The 15,719-nt window shown below is 53.9% G+C and carries 17 protein-coding genes; 5 read left to right on the top strand and 12 right to left on the bottom strand.

The window, feature by feature from the left end; translation table 11 throughout:
* Positions 1 to 72: 72 nt before the first annotated feature.
* Complete coding sequence (gene osmB / locus IM300_RS18570; RefSeq protein ID WP_017384212.1) at positions 73 to 291, top strand: osmotically-inducible lipoprotein OsmB; 219 nt, start codon at positions 73 to 75, stop codon at positions 289 to 291.
* A gap of 104 nt (positions 292 to 395) precedes the next feature.
* Here osmB and yciH read toward each other — a convergent pair whose 3' ends face one another.
* From yciH to pgpB, 5 genes are all read right to left on the bottom strand, one after another.
* Positions 396 to 722 (bottom strand): stress response translation initiation inhibitor YciH, encoded by a 327-nt coding sequence (yciH, locus tag IM300_RS18565; protein WP_107535471.1) that lies wholly within the window; start codon positions 720 to 722, stop codon positions 396 to 398.
* Positions 722 to 1,459, bottom strand: coding sequence for an orotidine-5'-phosphate decarboxylase (pyrF, locus tag IM300_RS18560; RefSeq protein ID WP_063866563.1), 738 nt, complete (start codon positions 1,457 to 1,459; stop codon positions 722 to 724). The genes yciH and pyrF overlap by 1 nt, the downstream gene beginning before the upstream one ends.
* A 185-nt stretch (positions 1,460 to 1,644) precedes the next feature.
* Positions 1,645 to 2,814 carry a lipopolysaccharide assembly protein LapB gene (gene lapB, locus IM300_RS18555; RefSeq protein WP_063452279.1) on the bottom strand — a complete coding sequence of 390 codons (1,170 nt, stop codon included), beginning with the start codon at positions 2,812 to 2,814 and terminating at the stop codon, positions 1,645 to 1,647.
* Positions 2,815 to 2,820: 6 nt separating this feature from the next.
* Entirely contained in the window at positions 2,821 to 3,129 is a 309-nt protein-coding gene (locus IM300_RS18550) for a LapA family protein (RefSeq protein ID WP_006810839.1), read from the bottom strand.
* Between the two features lie 148 nt (positions 3,130 to 3,277).
* The gene (pgpB, locus tag IM300_RS18545; protein ID WP_193037745.1) at positions 3,278 to 4,045 is read right to left on the bottom strand and encodes a phosphatidylglycerophosphatase B; all 768 of its coding nucleotides are present in this window, start codon (positions 4,043 to 4,045) and stop codon (positions 3,278 to 3,280) included.
* Positions 4,046 to 4,242: 197 nt separating this feature from the next.
* Between pgpB and ribA the strand changes: the two genes are divergently transcribed.
* Positions 4,243 to 4,833, top strand: a complete 591-nt coding sequence (ribA, locus tag IM300_RS18540) for a GTP cyclohydrolase II (RefSeq protein ID WP_013096372.1) — start codon at positions 4,243 to 4,245, stop codon at positions 4,831 to 4,833.
* A gap of 37 nt (positions 4,834 to 4,870) precedes the next feature.
* Here ribA and acnA read toward each other — a convergent pair whose 3' ends face one another.
* From acnA to topA, 6 genes are all read right to left on the bottom strand, one after another.
* Positions 4,871 to 7,546 (bottom strand): aconitate hydratase AcnA, encoded by a 2,676-nt coding sequence (acnA, locus tag IM300_RS18535; protein ID WP_193037743.1) that lies wholly within the window; start codon positions 7,544 to 7,546, stop codon positions 4,871 to 4,873.
* A gap of 165 nt (positions 7,547 to 7,711) precedes the next feature.
* On the bottom strand, positions 7,712 to 7,813 hold the full coding sequence (ymiC, locus tag IM300_RS22715; protein WP_063452276.1) for a small membrane protein YmiC: 102 nt from the start codon (positions 7,811 to 7,813) through the stop codon (positions 7,712 to 7,714).
* Positions 7,814 to 7,947: 134 nt separating this feature from the next.
* Positions 7,948 to 8,118 carry a hypothetical protein gene (locus IM300_RS18530; RefSeq protein WP_063866560.1) on the bottom strand — a complete coding sequence of 57 codons (171 nt, stop codon included), beginning with the start codon at positions 8,116 to 8,118 and terminating at the stop codon, positions 7,948 to 7,950.
* Between the two features lie 2 nt (positions 8,119 to 8,120).
* Positions 8,121 to 8,261 carry a YmiA family putative membrane protein gene (locus tag IM300_RS18525; protein ID WP_216636322.1) on the bottom strand — a complete coding sequence of 47 codons (141 nt, stop codon included), beginning with the start codon at positions 8,259 to 8,261 and terminating at the stop codon, positions 8,121 to 8,123.
* Between the two features lie 336 nt (positions 8,262 to 8,597).
* The gene (gene cysB / locus IM300_RS18520; RefSeq protein WP_006810844.1) at positions 8,598 to 9,572 is read right to left on the bottom strand and encodes an HTH-type transcriptional regulator CysB; all 975 of its coding nucleotides are present in this window, start codon (positions 9,570 to 9,572) and stop codon (positions 8,598 to 8,600) included.
* A 186-nt stretch (positions 9,573 to 9,758) separates the two neighbouring features.
* Positions 9,759 to 12,356: a type I DNA topoisomerase gene (gene topA / locus IM300_RS18515; protein WP_193037741.1), complete on the bottom strand. Its 2,598-nt coding sequence runs from the start codon at positions 12,354 to 12,356 to the stop codon at positions 9,759 to 9,761.
* 398 nt (positions 12,357 to 12,754) lie between these two features.
* Between topA and IM300_RS18510 the strand changes: the two genes are divergently transcribed.
* The gene (locus IM300_RS18510) at positions 12,755 to 13,006 is read left to right on the top strand and encodes a YciN family protein (protein ID WP_063452272.1); all 252 of its coding nucleotides are present in this window, start codon (positions 12,755 to 12,757) and stop codon (positions 13,004 to 13,006) included.
* A gap of 36 nt (positions 13,007 to 13,042) precedes the next feature.
* Here the strand turns inward: IM300_RS18510 and sohB are convergent, their stop codons facing one another.
* Positions 13,043 to 14,089, bottom strand: a complete 1,047-nt coding sequence (gene sohB / locus IM300_RS18505; protein WP_193037739.1) for a protease SohB — start codon at positions 14,087 to 14,089, stop codon at positions 13,043 to 13,045.
* Between the two features lie 251 nt (positions 14,090 to 14,340).
* On the opposite strand from sohB, the gene IM300_RS18500 reads away from it, so the two are divergent.
* Together IM300_RS18500 and cobO are read left to right on the top strand one after the other, a co-directional pair.
* Complete coding sequence (locus IM300_RS18500) at positions 14,341 to 15,102, top strand: YciK family oxidoreductase (protein WP_063866557.1); 762 nt, start codon at positions 14,341 to 14,343, stop codon at positions 15,100 to 15,102.
* Positions 15,099 to 15,689 (top strand): cob(I)yrinic acid a,c-diamide adenosyltransferase, encoded by a 591-nt coding sequence (cobO, locus tag IM300_RS18495; RefSeq protein WP_193037737.1) that lies wholly within the window; start codon positions 15,099 to 15,101, stop codon positions 15,687 to 15,689. The genes IM300_RS18500 and cobO overlap by 4 nt, the downstream gene beginning before the upstream one ends.
* Positions 15,690 to 15,719 lie beyond the last annotated feature (30 nt).

Genomic DNA, 15,719 nt, shown 5'->3' with positions numbered 1-15,719 from the left:
ATTTAAGTATGAATATTGTCTATACTTAATATGCATTCCTTTCCGTGAATCGATAATTCAGGAGAAAGTATTATGACCTTTACCAGCAAAAAATTAGCCGCCGCTGTTCTGGCAATCACTGTAGCAATGTCCCTGAGCGCCTGCTCTAACTGGTCTAAACGTGACCGTAACACTGCAATTGGTGCCGGTGCTGGTGCGCTTGGTGGTGCAGTGTTAACGGATGGTAGTACGCTGGGTACGTTAGGTGGTGCTGCCGTAGGTGGTGTTATCGGTCACCAGGTGGGCAAATAATCACCATAACGGTTCTCACCGGTATAATAATATATTTTGTATTTTCAGGTCTGACTTACGCACGTAAAAAAAAGAGCCACGGCAATGTCCGTGGCTCATTTATTTTAGCCGCCCGCCAGTTTGACTTTCATGCCTTTGGCTTCCAGCAGCGATTTAATTAAATCGCGTTTATCGCCCTGAATTTCAATAATGCCGTCTTTCACTGCCCCACCGCATCCGCATTTCTTTTTAAGCTCAGCGGCGAGTTTTACCAGCTCTGTATCATCCAGATCGACGCCGGTGACCAGGCAAACGCCTTTGCCCTTTCTGCCGCTGGTCTGGCGCTGGATCCGCACGATGCCGTCGCCTTTCGGGCGTTCCGCTTTTTCTTTTGGCTCTTCGATGCGCCCGGTATCCGTTGAATAGACCAGACGACTGTTGGCGTCACGCATTATGCCCCCTTTTTCAGTGATGCATTAATCGCTTTCAGGGTCTCTGCCGGATGAGCAGATTGCGTCACCGGGCGACCAATCACCATATAGTCTACACCCGCGCTCAGCGCCTGCTCTGGCGTCATGATGCGTCGCTGATCTCCTGACTCACTGCCCGCCGGACGAATACCCGGCGTCACCAGCTTAAAGTCGCGGCCTAACTCAGTTTTGAAGCGAACCGCCTCCTGAGCGGAACAGACCACCCCATCAAGGCCACACTGTTGCGTGAGGCGGGCGAGACGCTCCGCATGTTCGGCAGGTGACAACGTCACACCCAGGTCGCGCAGGTCGGATTCATCCATACTGGTCAGGACGGTGACGGCGATCAGAAGCGGTGCATCATTGCCAAACGGCATCAGCGCTTCGCGCGCCGCTGTCATCATCCGTGCCCCGCCGGAAGCATGAACGTTAACCATCCACACTCCCAGTTCAGCCGCCGCAGCAACGGCGTGCGCAGTGGTATTAGGAATATCGTGAAATTTCAGGTCGAGGAAAACGTCGAAACCACGCTGGTGCAGATCGCGAACGATTTGCGGACCGAACAGCGTAAACATCTCTTTGCCGACTTTCAGACGGCAATCACGGGGATCAATACCATCAACAAAGGCCAGTGCGGCGTCACGGTTATTGTAATCCAGAGCAACAACAACGGGAGAATCGGTAACTACGCGGGAAGTGGAGGAAGTAACAGACGTCATGACCAGCCCTTTTCGTCTATGGGCGCACAGCGGCGCGGAACAGATAAACGGCGTGCATTCTACCTGCCATCGGCATAAATGAACAGAATCGAATGCTTTTCCTGCTGAACCACAGACCGCACGGTGCTGACGGAATGGATGCACCCATTAGTATGTTGTAACTAAAGTGAGGTGTTTTAAAAAATTCACTGCCCGTCCAGACCACGGATTGGCTTAATGGTGGACCACGCACGGCATGAAGGGCAATGCCAGTAGAGCGAGTAAGCGGTGAAGCCACATTTCTGACAGCGATAGCGCGGTTTACTCCGCACCTGCTCGCCCACCATGTCACGCAGCACCATCAGGCTCTCTTTAGCGCGTCCTTCTTCTGCATCGTTAAGGTGGTAATCCATCAGCTTGTGGAAGACGCGCATCGTCGGATGGCGCTGCAACTGACGGGTAATATACACCTGGGCGGTATCACTCCCTTCGTGCTGTTCGACGACGTCGGACAGCATAAGCTCGGCGGTAGCCCCGGTGTTCTCTTCAACGCAGCGGCGCAAAAACGCAACCCATTCATCCTGCTTACCTAACTGCTGATAGCAGGTTTGCAGCATTTCCAGCGTTTCGCTGACCAGCTCTTTGTCCTGATCGATAACGCGAAGCAGGCTTTCCACCGCTTTAGCGTAATCACCGTTTGCCATAAAGACCCGCCCCATCATGATCGAGATGCGGGCGCTGTTGCGATCGGCCGCGGCGCCTTTCTTGAGCAATGCCATGGCTTTATCCATGTCATCGCTACCCATTTGCTGAAGGGCCAGCTCGCAGTAAAAGTGGGCAATCTCAACGCGCTGTTTGTCTTTGCCGAGTTTGACCAGCCGTTCTGCGGTATCAATCGCTTTTTGCCAGTCGCTGGTAGCCTGGTAGATTTGCAGAAGCTGCTGAAGCGCACCGATACGGAAATCGGTCTCATCCACCAGCTGGGAGAACATGTCTTCAGCGCGATCGTAAAGCCCCGCCGCCATGTAATCTCTGCCCAACTGCTGCACGGCCAGCAAGCGTTGCTCATAGGTCAACGACGCGCTTTCCATCAGGGTCTGGTGGATACGGATGGCACGGTCAACCTCTCCGCGCGAGCGGAACAGGTTTCCCAGGGTGAGATGCGCCTCTACGGTGCCGGTATCCTCTTTGAGCATGTCGAGGAACAGATCGACCGCTTTATCCTGCTGATTGCTCAGCAGGAAGTTCACCCCCGCAACGTAGTCACGGGAGAGTCGGTTTGCTTCATCCTGTTTTGTTTGTTGCGCGCTTCTGCGGCCCATATACCAGCCATAGGCTGCGGCGACAGGCAAAAGCAGAAACAACAACTCCAGCATATTCGATTATTCCTTGACTACCGGCACACCAGAGCTCGCCGGAATGTCAGTCGCAGGCGTAAGTTGATGTTCAAGTCGTTTAATTTTACGTTCAGCGCGAACAAGAGAAACACGAACCTTAAGCCAGAACAGGCCGCATACGAGCCAGCCAATGACAAAACCCGCTGCGAACAACACGGCCAGCAGGCTCGACACCCGGTACTCGCCCTGCGCCAGCAGATAGTTGAAACTGACCTGTTGATCGTTTTGCGCGCCCAATGTGACTGAAATGACAAAAATCGCCAGTACCAGTAAGAAAATGAGTAAATATTTCACATGACTTCCCGTTATGTGGTTCGAGCGTATAAAGCGTGTTCAACTCACTGCAATCAGCCTTATAAGCTACCATTTTAGTGGCGGGCGCGAAATGGAAAAAGTGACGCGCCCTTCATGGATTTATGGTCAAATTGCGGAATATCAACCTTCAGGTTCCGCCAGACTCCCTTTCGGCTATTTCTTGCTCCTCTTGCGGCGGCGGCATCAGTGGTCCACAAAAACGTTGTGCAAGCCAGGTCGCCAGCGTCACCAGTATCCACGAGATCAGCGTTGCCACCACCAAATCGCGCGGCCAGTGCATCCCGAGCAGCATTCGGCTGCCCATTACGCCTGTCGCCCAGACAAGCAAAATCGCAATCGTGAGGGTACGCCGACGCGGCCACAGAAGCCCCACGCCGAGTAACGCCCAGCTGGCAGCAAACATTGTATGACCGGAAGGAAAGGCAAAGCCGGTCTCTTTTTGCCAGTGTTTGCGTAAAAAGGCCGGGATATCCTGCTGTTCCGCAAGCTGTTCTTTCACCAGCGCCCCGCGATCCTTACGCTTTAAAGTGTAGAACTCATCTACCGGAATATGGTGCGTTTTTTCCAGCCAGACAACAAAGGGACGGGGCTCCTGCACGCGAACCTTCACCCATGACTTCACGCCCTGCCCCACAAGAATGGCGCCACCGAGAATGGCAAACAGCACCAGCGCCGCGCGAAGGCGAAAGCGCAGGCACCACAGAAACCATGCACAGAGCAGCACATGCGTAATAATCCCCCACGGCTGGGTAACCGTTTCGGTTATCCAGTATAAGGCTTTCAGCCATGTCTCGTTATGTCCAGGCTGCCACTTCCAGCCGGAGAACCAAACGACAAGGGGTATAACAAGCAATACGGCGGCCCCGGCGGCCGTACGTCTGGCAATTGAAAGCATGTCCTCTCCTTTTTGACTAAGCACCACAATCATAACTGAATTTCATCATTCTGGTGGATATGTCGGATCGTGCGTTTAACGTCCGTATAGCGTGGTGGTGATTAGGTGAAGTTGCCGGGCTTGTGGCAAAATAGGCGAATACAGAAAGCAAAATGGGGCACAGGCACGAAACGTGTCAGCCTTCTCTGGAGAATCACATGCAGCTTAAACGTGTGGCAGAAGCCAAACTGCCAACCCCATGGGGCGATTTCCTGATGGTGGGTTTTGAAGAACTGGCAACCGGACAAGATCACGTCGCGCTCGTATACGGTGACATTTCAGGACAGACGCCGGTACTGTCTCGCGTTCATTCAGAGTGTCTGACCGGTGACGCGCTGTTCAGCCTGCGCTGTGACTGCGGTTTCCAGCTCGAAGCCGCCCTTTCTCATATCGCAGAGGAAGGCCGTGGCGTACTGCTTTATCACCGCCAGGAAGGACGCAATATCGGGCTGCTGAATAAAATCCGCGCCTATGCGTTGCAGGATCAGGGCTACGATACGGTCGAAGCCAACCATCAGCTCGGCTTTGCTGCTGACGAACGCGATTTCACCCTGTGCGCGGATATGTTCAAGCTGCTGGGCGTGGACGAAGTGCGTCTGTTGACCAACAACCCGAAAAAAGTAGAGATCCTTACTGAAGCGGGCATCAACATCGTTGAGCGCGTGCCGCTGATTGTTGGCCGCAACCCGAAAAACGCGCACTACCTCGATACCAAAGCCGCCAAAATGGGCCATCTGCTGAGCGAGTAATCGCAAAACGCCCGGCACGTCTGCCGGGCGAGTTTTATCAGTCCAGCATCTTACGAATCACATAATGCAAAATGCCGTCGTTCTGGTAATAGGTCAGTTCTGTTGCGGTATCAATGCGACACCGGCACTCCAGCACCTCCGTTCGACCGTCTGCACGCGTTAACTTCACGGGCACCGTTTTACCCGGTTGCAGGTTTTGCAGACCGCTGATATCAATCTGCTCTTCCCCGTTCAGCCCCAGCGTTTTACGCGTCACGCCCTGCGGAAACTCAAGCGGCAGGATCCCCATCCCGATCAGGTTTGAACGGTGAATACGCTCAAAGGATTCGGCAATGACCACGCGAACCCCCAGCAGACGCGGACCTTTCGCAGCCCAGTCGCGGCTGGAGCCGGAGCCGTACTCTTTCCCGGCAATCACGGCCAGCGGCGTCCCCTCCTGCTGATACTTCACGGCAGCGTCATAAATTGAAATGACCTCCGTATCCGGCAGGTGGCGCGTCATGCCCCCTTCCACGCCAGGCACCATTTCATTACGAATGCGGATGTTGGCAAAAGTCCCGCGCATCATCACTTCGTGGTTCCCGCGACGCGAGCCGTAGGAGTTAAAATCACGTCGCTCCACGCCCCGGCTTTGCAGATAACGTCCCGCAGGGCTATCCGCCTTGATGCTTCCCGCCGGGGAGATATGGTCAGTCGTGACGGAATCCCCCAGCATCGCAAGTATCCGCGCACCCTGAATATCCTTCAGCGGTGCGGGCTCTGCCAGCATCTCATCGAAGAATGGCGACAGGCGGATATAGGTGGAATCATCCTGCCAGTCATAGGTATCGGACCCCACCACGTCGATCGTTTTCCACTCCGGCGTCCCTTCAAACACTTCCGCATACTCTTTGCGGAACATCTCGGTGGAGACTTTCTCGACCGCACGCGCAATTTCACGCGATGATGGCCAGATGTCTTTCAGATAGACCGGTTCATTCTTGCGATCGTGACCAATCGGATCGGTCGCCAGGTTAATGTTCATGTTTCCGGCCAGAGCGTAAGCCACAACCAGCGGCGGCGAGGCCAGCCAGTTGGTTTTCACCAGCGGATGAATACGCCCTTCAAAGTTTCGGTTACCGGAAAGCACCGCGCCAACGGTCAAATCGCCCTGCTTGATCGCCACTTCAATAGGTTCAGGCAGTGGACCCGAGTTACCGATACAGGTGGTACAGCCATAGCCCACCAGGTTAAAGCCCAGCTCGTCGAGATAAGGCGTGAGTCTGGCCTGCGCCAGATAATCAGACACCACTTTCGAGCCCGGCGCCAGAGACGCTTTCACCCACGGCTGTGGCTTGAGCCCCAGCTCGACCGCCTTTTTCGCCAGCAGTCCGGCGGCCATTAGCACGCTCGGGTTGGACGTGTTGGTACAGGAGGTGATAGCGGCGATGACCACGGCGCCGTCAGGGAGTTGATACTGATGCCCGTTGATCACGTAGTCCACCGGACGGTGATCTTTTTGCGCGGCATTGACCTCCAGCTCATTGCTGGCGGCAAAAGCTTTCGGTACGTTGCTCAGCGCGACGCGGTCCTGAGGACGTTTCGGCCCTGCGAGGCTTGCCTCGACGGTGCCCATATCCAGCTCCAGCGTACTGGTAAATACCGGCTCGTCGCCCGGGTTACGCCACATGCCCTGCGCTTTAGTGTAAGCCTCGACGAGGGCAACCTGCTCCTCGCTGCGACCGCTGAGACGCATATACTCAAGCGTTACGCCATCAATCGGGAAAAAGCCGCAGGTTGCGCCATATTCCGGTGCCATATTGGCGATGGTGGCGCGGTCCGCCAGCGGCAGAGAATCCAGGCCATCGCCATAAAATTCAACGAATTTACCAACCACGCCATGCTTACGCAGCATCTGGGTGACCGTCAGGACCAGATCCGTGGCGGTAATGCCTTCGGACAGCTTACCGGTGAGCTTAAAGCCCACCACATCGGGAATGAGCATCGATACCGGCTGGCCAAGCATGGCCGCTTCCGCTTCGATACCGCCCACGCCCCAGCCCAGTACGCCGAGGCCATTAATCATGGTCGTGTGAGAGTCGGTGCCCACCAGCGTATCCGGGTACGCAACCCACGCCTTATCCTGCAATTCACTCCAGACGGCTTTACCAAGATATTCCAGGTTCACCTGGTGGCAAATTCCGGTGCCCGGTGGAACGACGCTGAAGCGGCTGAACGCCTGCTGACCCCATTTAAGGAATACATAGCGTTCATGGTTACGTTCCATTTCCAGGCGGACGTTTTCGCCGAAAGCATCGTCGTCACCGAAGTGGTCGACGGTGACGGAGTGGTCGATGACGAGGTCTACGGGGGAGAGTGGATTAACCTTAGCGGTATCGCCCCCGAGACGCTTGACGGCTTCACGCATGGCGGCCAAATCCACAACCGCCGGCACGCCGGTGAAGTCCTGCATCAGCACCCTGGCCGGGCGATAGGCAATTTCTCTGTCTGCATGTGCATTCTTAAGCCACCCTGCCAGAGCCTGGATATCCTCCTCGGTAACGGAGTTGCCATCCTGCCAGCGCAAGAGGTTTTCCAGTAAGACTTTCAACGACTTGGGTAACCGCGAAATGTCCCCAAGCGTCCTGGCAGCCAGCGGTAAGCTGTAGTAGTGCCAGGTTTTATTTTCCGCCTGTAACGTGTCCTTACTGGCTTCGCGTAGGGTTAACGACATAAGCTCCTCCTTAAAAACAGGGATGTCCTGACAATCATCAGGGCTGTAATTAAAGATAACACAAAGATGTCGTAACGTTTTGATAACAACCCAAATTGATAAATTTCGGAATGGTCCAACGCGAGGGATAAAACAAAAAACCCCGCCGTGGCGAGGTTTTACGATTTAGTGGAGAGCCAGCCAGATAAGCTGACACCAGAAGAGGATCGACGCTGAGAATACGCCGAGCCATGACCAGTATTTTACGGTTGTCATGTTATTTGTCATAGGGACACCAGTCTTTAATTATTTGAGGTTCCGAGGTCTGCCCTCGATCTATATTGCTGATGTGTATTTATTAAAGAGTACAAAAGCGCACAGTCTTTATTCAGACTATTTGCATCATTACGCAAAAAGCAAAATTATTGTTTTTTGGGCTCGTCTTCCGCGAACACATCAATAAAGGCCTGCTGTTGTGGCGTCAGTTTCCAGGAGGCTGGCACGCTGGTTGCTGGCACCTTGCGCGCTTTGTGAGCATTGTCACGAAGCTGACATATCTCTTTTCGCACTTCCGTACGCACCGTCATGACCATATTCAACCCCAGAATTTCCAGACAAGGAGAGCAACCACCACCCAGAACAGGGCAGAGCCAAGAAAGACCGCCAGCCAGGCTTTACGCTTAAGCGCGGGATCCCTTTGCGGTTCTTCACTTCCTGACGGCATTGCTAACCTCATACAATCGACATCGCTTATCATTTAGAGACCAAACAATTGGCACAAGTAATCATCTGATGAGATAAATCCTAAAGAAACTTTAGCCGAAAAGCCAGTGAATTTACGCATCTGGGCCTGGGAAAAATTCAATCTTTTGACCAGAAATAAATAATTGAAAAGAATAATTTGCACACCTGTAAATTAGTTTCTACTTTTGTCGCAAATTTGCGACAGTAAAACCCCAATCATCAAATGGGTTATGACGATATATGACAGTCGGCGCAAATGAGGTTAATTCTAATTTAGCTTAAAGAGGAATGGCGGTATCTTTCCGCAGGAGAAAGATACCGGATGTGATTATTTGGCGGGAAGTTTGATGTCTTTAAACATCTCTTCAATATCTTCGTTGGAGCGTAACGCTACGGCCGTATCTACCACGTCACGCGTTAAATGGGGCGCGAAGCGTTGAATAAAATCATACATATAGCTGCGCAGGAACGTGCTGCGACGAAAACCAATCTTGGTGGTGCTGTGGCTGAAGATATCATGCGCATCCAGACGCACCAGATCCGGGTCTGAGACAGGATCCACCGCCATGCTGGCAATAACCCCCACGCCCAGACCCAGACGCACGTAGGTTTTTATGACGTCCGCGTCCGTCGCGGTGAAGACAATCCGAGGCGTTAATCCGGCGCGGTTAAAAGCGGTGTCCAGCTCAGAACGGCCCGTAAAACCGAACGTATAGGTCACCAGCGGGTACTGCGCCAGTTCTTCTATTGTCACTTCGCCCTTCCCCGCCAGCGGATGGTCAGGGGTCACGACAATGGAGCGGTTCCAGTGGTAGCACGGCAGCATAACCAGGTCATCGTACAGATGAAGGGCTTCCGTCGCGATGGCAAAATCGGCATTACCTTTGGACACGGCCTCGGCAATTTGTGTCGGCGATCCCTGATGCATATGCAGGGAAACGCGGGGATAGCGTTCAATGAAACCTTTAATCACCCCGGGAAGCGCGTAACGCGCCTGGGTGTGCGTGGTAGCAATATACAGTGAGCCTTTATCCGGCCAGGTGTGTTCCCCTGCAACGGATTTAATGGCATCAACTTTGGAAAGCACTTCCCGCGCAATGCGGATAATTTCCTGTCCTGCCGGCGTGACCTGCGTCAGGTGCTTACCGCTGCGGGCAAATATCTGAATACCCAGCTCATCCTCGAGCATACGCACCTGCTTGCTGATGCCGGGCTGCGAGGTATAAAGGCCTTCTGCGGTGGAAGAGACGTTGAGGTTGTGATTAACGACCTCAACGATATAGCGAAGCTGCTGTAATTTCATGCCAGACCATCCGATTTAACGCACGCGACAATCGCTTAAGACGATTTAATAATAAGAAACGGGTTAACTATAACCACTATATCATTTATAGCCAGGCTGTATAGTACGGAACAAAAAATAATAACGAGGTAATAAAAAAGGGCCGGAGATCCGGCCCTTTCACAGGTAAGTTACGGTAAGCGAAGATTATTTTTTGCCTTCAACCCATTTACCGTCAACAAAGAAGGCTGACCATCCGGTCGCTTTACCCTCTTTTTCTGCCGCCACATACTGCTGCTTCGTTTTACGGCTGAAACGCACCACGGTTTTGTTGCCTTCCGGATCCTGCTGTGGCGCATCGGCCAGGTAACGCAGTTTCTCCGACAGACGGTCGCGGAAGCGGTACAGCTCTTCGACCAGCGGCGCGCGAGTCTCGCGCGATTTCGGGAAGGTGTTAGCGGCCAGGAACACCCCGGCAGCGCCGTCACGCAGGACGAAATAGGCGTCTGACTTTTCGCACGGCAGCTCCGGAAGCGGAACCGGATCTTCTTTCGGCGGCGCAACTTCACCGTTACGCAGGATCTTACGCGTATTTTTACAGTCGTCGTTGGTACATGCCATGTACTTACCGAAGCGTCCCATTTTCAGGTGCATTTCGGAACCACATTTCTCACACTCCACGACCGGACCGTCATAGCCCTTAATGCGGAACTCGCCTTCTTCGATCTCATAACCGTCGCAGGTCGGGTTATTACCGCAAACGTGCAGCTTACGTTTCGGATCGATCAGATAGCTGTCCATCGCCGTGCCGCATTTCTTACAGCGGCGTTTGGCGCGCAGCGCGTTGGTTTCCGCATCGTCCCCTTCCAGCACGTTGAGAACTTCGTTCTCCGGCACGAGGTTGATGGTGGTTTTGCAGCGCTCTTTTGGAGAAAGTGCATAACCAGAACAACCGAGGAATACGCCCGTTGTTGCAGTACGGATCCCCATTTTACGGCCACAGGTTGGGCAGTCGATGCTGGTGAGCACCATCTGGTTAGGCAGCATGCCGCCTTCTTCAGGATCTTTCTCAGCTTTCTCAAGCTGGCTGGTAAAATCGCTGAAGAAGCTGTCGAGAACTTTCTTCCACTCGGCCTTATGGCTGGCAACCTCATCGAGGCTGTCTTCCATCTGCGCGGTGAAGTCATAGTTCATCAGCTCACGGAAGTTAGCTTCCAGACGGTCGGTGACAATCTCACCCATTTTTTCAGCATAGAAACGACGGTTCTCAACGCGAACGTATCCACGATCCTGAATGGTCGAAATGATTGACGCATAGGTAGACGGGCGACCGATGCCGCGTTTTTCCAGCTCTTTTACCAGCGATGCTTCGCTGAAACGCGCAGGCGGCTTGGTGAAGTGCTGAGCCGGGACCAGATCGACCAGCGACAGCTCGTCCCCTTTGTTGACGGAAGGCAGCGTTCTGTCTTCATCACCTTTGCGCAGCGCAGGCATCACTTTTGTCCAGCCGTCGAAGCGCAGGATACGACCGCGCGCCTTCAGGCGGAAATCACCCGCACCAACGGTCAGCGTGGTGGAGTCGTATTTCGCTGGCGTCATCTGGCAGGCAACGAACTGGCGCCAGATCAGCTGATACAGCTTCTGCGCGTCCGCTTCCATATCCTTCAGCGATTCGGCCAGGACGGAAACGTCAGAAGGACGAATCGCTTCGTGCGCTTCCTGAGAGTTCTCTTTGCTGGCGTACTGATTAGGACTGTCCGGCAGGTATTTCTTACCGAAGTTATCCTCGATATAGCCGCGCACCATGCTGACAGCGTCCTGGCTCAGGTTGGTGGAGTCAGTACGCATGTAGGTAATGTAACCCGCTTCATACAGACGCTGGGCCATCATCATGGTTTTCTTAACGCCGTAACCCAGACGCGTGCTTGCCGCCTGCTGGAGCGTTGACGTGATAAACGGTGCGCCAGGCTTGCTGCTGGTCGGTTTGTCTTCACGATCCAGAACCTGATAACGCGCTTTTTCCAGCAGCGCCACGGCGGCCATGGTCTGGTCGCGATTTTCAGGACGGAACGGCTTGTCGTTGTGGTGGCTCACCTGCAACGGCAGCGCATCGCCGCCCGGCGTGGTGACGTTGGCATCCACTTCCCAGAACTCTTCCGGGACGAACGCTTTGATTTCGCGTTCGCGTTCAACAACCAGACGAACGGCCACGGACTGCACGCGCCCCGCAGACAGGCCGCGCGCGACCTTTTTCCACAGCAGAGGCGAGACCATGTAGCCTACAACGCGGTCCATAAAGCGACGCGCCTGCTGAGCGTTGACGCGGTCGATATTCAGTTCACCCGGCTTTTCAAACGCCTGACGAATCGCATTCTTTGTAATTTCGTTAAACACTACGCGGCTGTAGCGTTTGTCATCACCCCCGATCACTTCCCGCAGGTGCCATGCGATGGCCTCCCCTTCGCGGTCAAGGTCGGTTGCGAGATAAATGTGGTCTGCTTTTTCAGCAAGCTGCTTCAGCTCGTTAACGACTTTTTCTTTGCCTGGCAGCACTTCGTATTGTGCATCCCAGTTGTGCCATGGGTTAACACCCATGCGGTTGACAAGCGCGCTACGTTCATCCTTTTTAGGCTTTTTAGCCCCTTTGGTGGAGGTAGAGTCTGCGCTCTTTTTGCTGGCTGAGCCACTGGTCGGCAAATCGCGAATGTGACCAACGCTGGACTTAACCACGTAGTCATTGCCCAGATATTTATTGATCGTTTTGGCTTTTGCCGGGGACTCAACGATGACGAGAGCTTTACCCATATTCACCTTTACCTAATTTAATTCTTCCAGGAATACGCCGCACGTTGATTTCCCTTCCGCTGACGACGAGCCATTGATATTGCGACGTCGTCAGGGGATATCAACCCCTATGTCTTACCGAACGTCAGAATGGCGACATCCAGGTCATTGAGTTTTCGGGTATTTTTCTCACATCAAAGTTCATTCGTGACGAATTCCCGGTCGAATGTCAAGCAATTCTGTTGCCAGAATGACGAAAGCGCACACTGTACCTGATAAAATTCGTTACGCAACTTTATTAGCATGCAAAAGCAATTCCCGCCAGCCAATCCCCTTTCCTTATCCCCTCGGATAACAGGGAAAATTTGCCCCTGAAGCGACCCAGGCGTAGACTATTGTCACTGTTTAAGGAGTGGAATATGCAGAAAACGACCCAACCCATTGACCGAGCTTCTCTGCTTATCGAAGCAAACAAACTCATTCGCGACCATGAAGACACCCTGGCGGGGATCGAAGCGACTGGCGTGGAACAGCGTAATGGCGTGCTGGTGTTCAGCGGTGAATATTTCCTTGATGAACAGGGGTTGCCAACCCCGAAAAGCACCGCCGTATTTAACATGTTCAAATACCTGGCGCATGCCCTCTCAGAGAAGTATCACCTGGTCGATTAAAAGTAAAAACGCGAGGCATATGCCTCGCGTTTTTCTTTAGAGCAACGGCTTTTGACCGCGCTGCAACCAGCGCAGCAGCAGGCGATCCGCGCTTTCTGCCGCACTACTGGTAAAACGGTCGAGGAGGCGCTTACGACGGGTGAAGCGCACCCCCACCAGCTCACGGCCTTCCATCAGGTTTATCAGGAGATCGTCGCTGGTGCCCACTTCATCCACCAGCCCTTTCTCCTGCGCCTGCGTGCCGTACCAGTGTTCACCCGTAGCTACCTGCTCAATGTCCAGCGTTGGGCGCATGCGGTGCACGAAATCTTTGAACAGATGGTGGGTTTCGTTCAGATCTTCACGGAACTTCTGCCGACCCTCTTCGGTGTTCTCGCCGAGCAGCGTGAGCGTACGTTTGTACTGACCCGCCGTATGCAGTTCGATATCGATCTCTTTGTTTTTCAGGAAACGATTGAAGTTAGGGATCTGCGCGACCACCCCAATCGAGCCGATAATTGAAAAAGGTGCTGCGACGATTTTATCCGCCACGCACGCCATCATGTAACCGCCGCTCGCCGCGACTTTATCTACCGCTACGGTGAGCGGGATCTGTTTATCACTCAGACGCTGTAACTGCGATGCCGCCAGTCCATACCCATGCACGACGCCGCCGGGGCTTTCAAGGCGTACTACAACCTGATCCTGCGGTGTCGCCACCGCCAGTACCGCCGTCACTTCTTCGCGCAAAGAGGAGACTTCATGCGCGTCCATGCTGCCTTTAAAATCGAGCACATAAACGCGCGGCTTTGCATCAGCCTGCGGCGCGGCGAGCTTCGCTTTCGCCTTCGCCGCTTTGGCTTCCTGCTTATGTTTTTTCTTCTGGGCTTTTAGCCACAGCTTCTGTTGGTGATCGTCCAGCAGCGCCAGAGACATCTCCTCCTGCATCTCTTTATACTGCTCGCTCAGGCGGGTAATGCGTAACTCACCACGCTGACGCTTACGCTGCTTCAGGTTGACAATCAGAGCGGCAATCACCGCGATAGCAATAACCACCGTCGCGATTTTCGCCAAAAACAACCCATATTGAGAAAGTAATTCCACGCGTCCACCTTGATTTAACCACGAATCTTTCACGCCAGTGTACAACAGCCCTGCGCGGGCGTCTCGCTCTGGACATTACCTCTGCGAGGCGGCTTCAGGAATCCCCCTGTTCTGGTTTAAATCTTTGCAAATTGTTAATTTCCCAGCGTTCTGTCCTGTAGACTGATTGAATTCTGACGCTGTTTCGGGCATAAAGCCGAAAAGTCATAAATAAAGGTGCAAGTCACGCTCAATGCGCCTGAGGAGCCACCGTGCATTATCAGCCACAAAAAAACCTTCTACAGAACCGCATCATTCTGGTTACCGGTGCCAGCGACGGGATTGGTCGCGAAGCGGCGCTGACCTATTCTGAATACGGTGCGAGCCTTATTCTGCTGGGACGTAATGAAGAAAAGCTAAAATCCGTTGCCCGTGAAATCGAAGACGCCGGCGGTACGCCCACGCCCTGGTATACGCTCGATCTGCTGACCTGCACGCCAGCGTCATGTCAGGCCCTTGCCCAGCGCATCAGCACGCATTATCCCCGTCTTGACGGCGTGCTGCACAACGCGGGATTGCTGGGCGAAGTGCGCCCGATGGATGAACAGGATCCGGAGATTTGGCAGCAGGTGATGCAGGTTAACGTCAACGGGACGTTTTTCCTGACCCAGGCCTTGCTTCCTTTATTACTCAAATCAGATTCCGGCTCGCTGGTGTTTACCTCCTCGAGCGTAGGTCGTCAGGGCCGTGCGAACTGGGGAGCTTACGCAGCCTCAAAATTTGCCACCGAAGGGATGATGCAGGTCTTGGCTGAAGAGTATCAAAACCGCCATTTGCGGGTAAACTGCATTAACCCTGGCGGAACGCGCACCAAAATGCGTGCCAGCGCGTTCCCCACAGAAGATCCGCAGAAGCTTAAAACCCCGGCCGATATCATGCCCCTTTACCTGTGGCTGATGGGTGACGACAGCCGTCGTAAAACCGGGATGACCTTCGATGCACAGCCAGGCCGCAAACCGGGGATATCGCAATGAGTGAAGACCGTCATCAGCAGCGCCAGCAGCGTCTGAAAGAACAGGTTGACGCACGTGTGGCCGCCGCCCAGGACGAACGCGGGATCCTCATCGTGTTCACCGGTAACGGCAAAGGCAAAACCACAGCCGCCTTCGGTACCACCACCCGCGCCGTTGGTCATGGGCAGAAAGTGGGCGTGATCCAGTTTATCAAGGGGGAATGGCCCAACGGCGAGCGTAATCTACTCGAACCGCATGGCGTTGAGTTCCAGGTTATGGCGACGGGTTTCACCTGGGATACCCAGAACCGGGAAACGGATACCGCAGCCTGCCTCGCCGTCTGGGAGCATGCCAAAAGAATGCTCTCTGACCCGACGCTGAATATGGTGTTGCTGGATGAGATCACCTATATGGTGGCCTATGACTACCTGCCGCTGGAAGCCGTGCTGGAGGCGCTCAGAAATCGTCCTGCACACCAGACGGCGATCGTCACGGGGCGCGGGTGTCATCGGGATATTCTGGAGATTGCAGATACCGTCAGCGAGCTGCGTCCGGTTAAGCATGCGTTCGATGCGGGTATCAAAGCGCAGATGGGGATTGATTACTAAAGAAAAAAGCCCGGTATCTTTACCGGGCTT

It is taken from the genome of Enterobacter cloacae complex sp. I2, assembly GCF_014896205.1.
In the GTDB taxonomy this organism is placed as follows: domain Bacteria; phylum Pseudomonadota; class Gammaproteobacteria; order Enterobacterales; family Enterobacteriaceae; genus Enterobacter; species Enterobacter quasihormaechei.
Note: the sequence above shows the minus strand (reverse complement) of the source record. Positions and strands in the feature narration are given on the sequence as shown.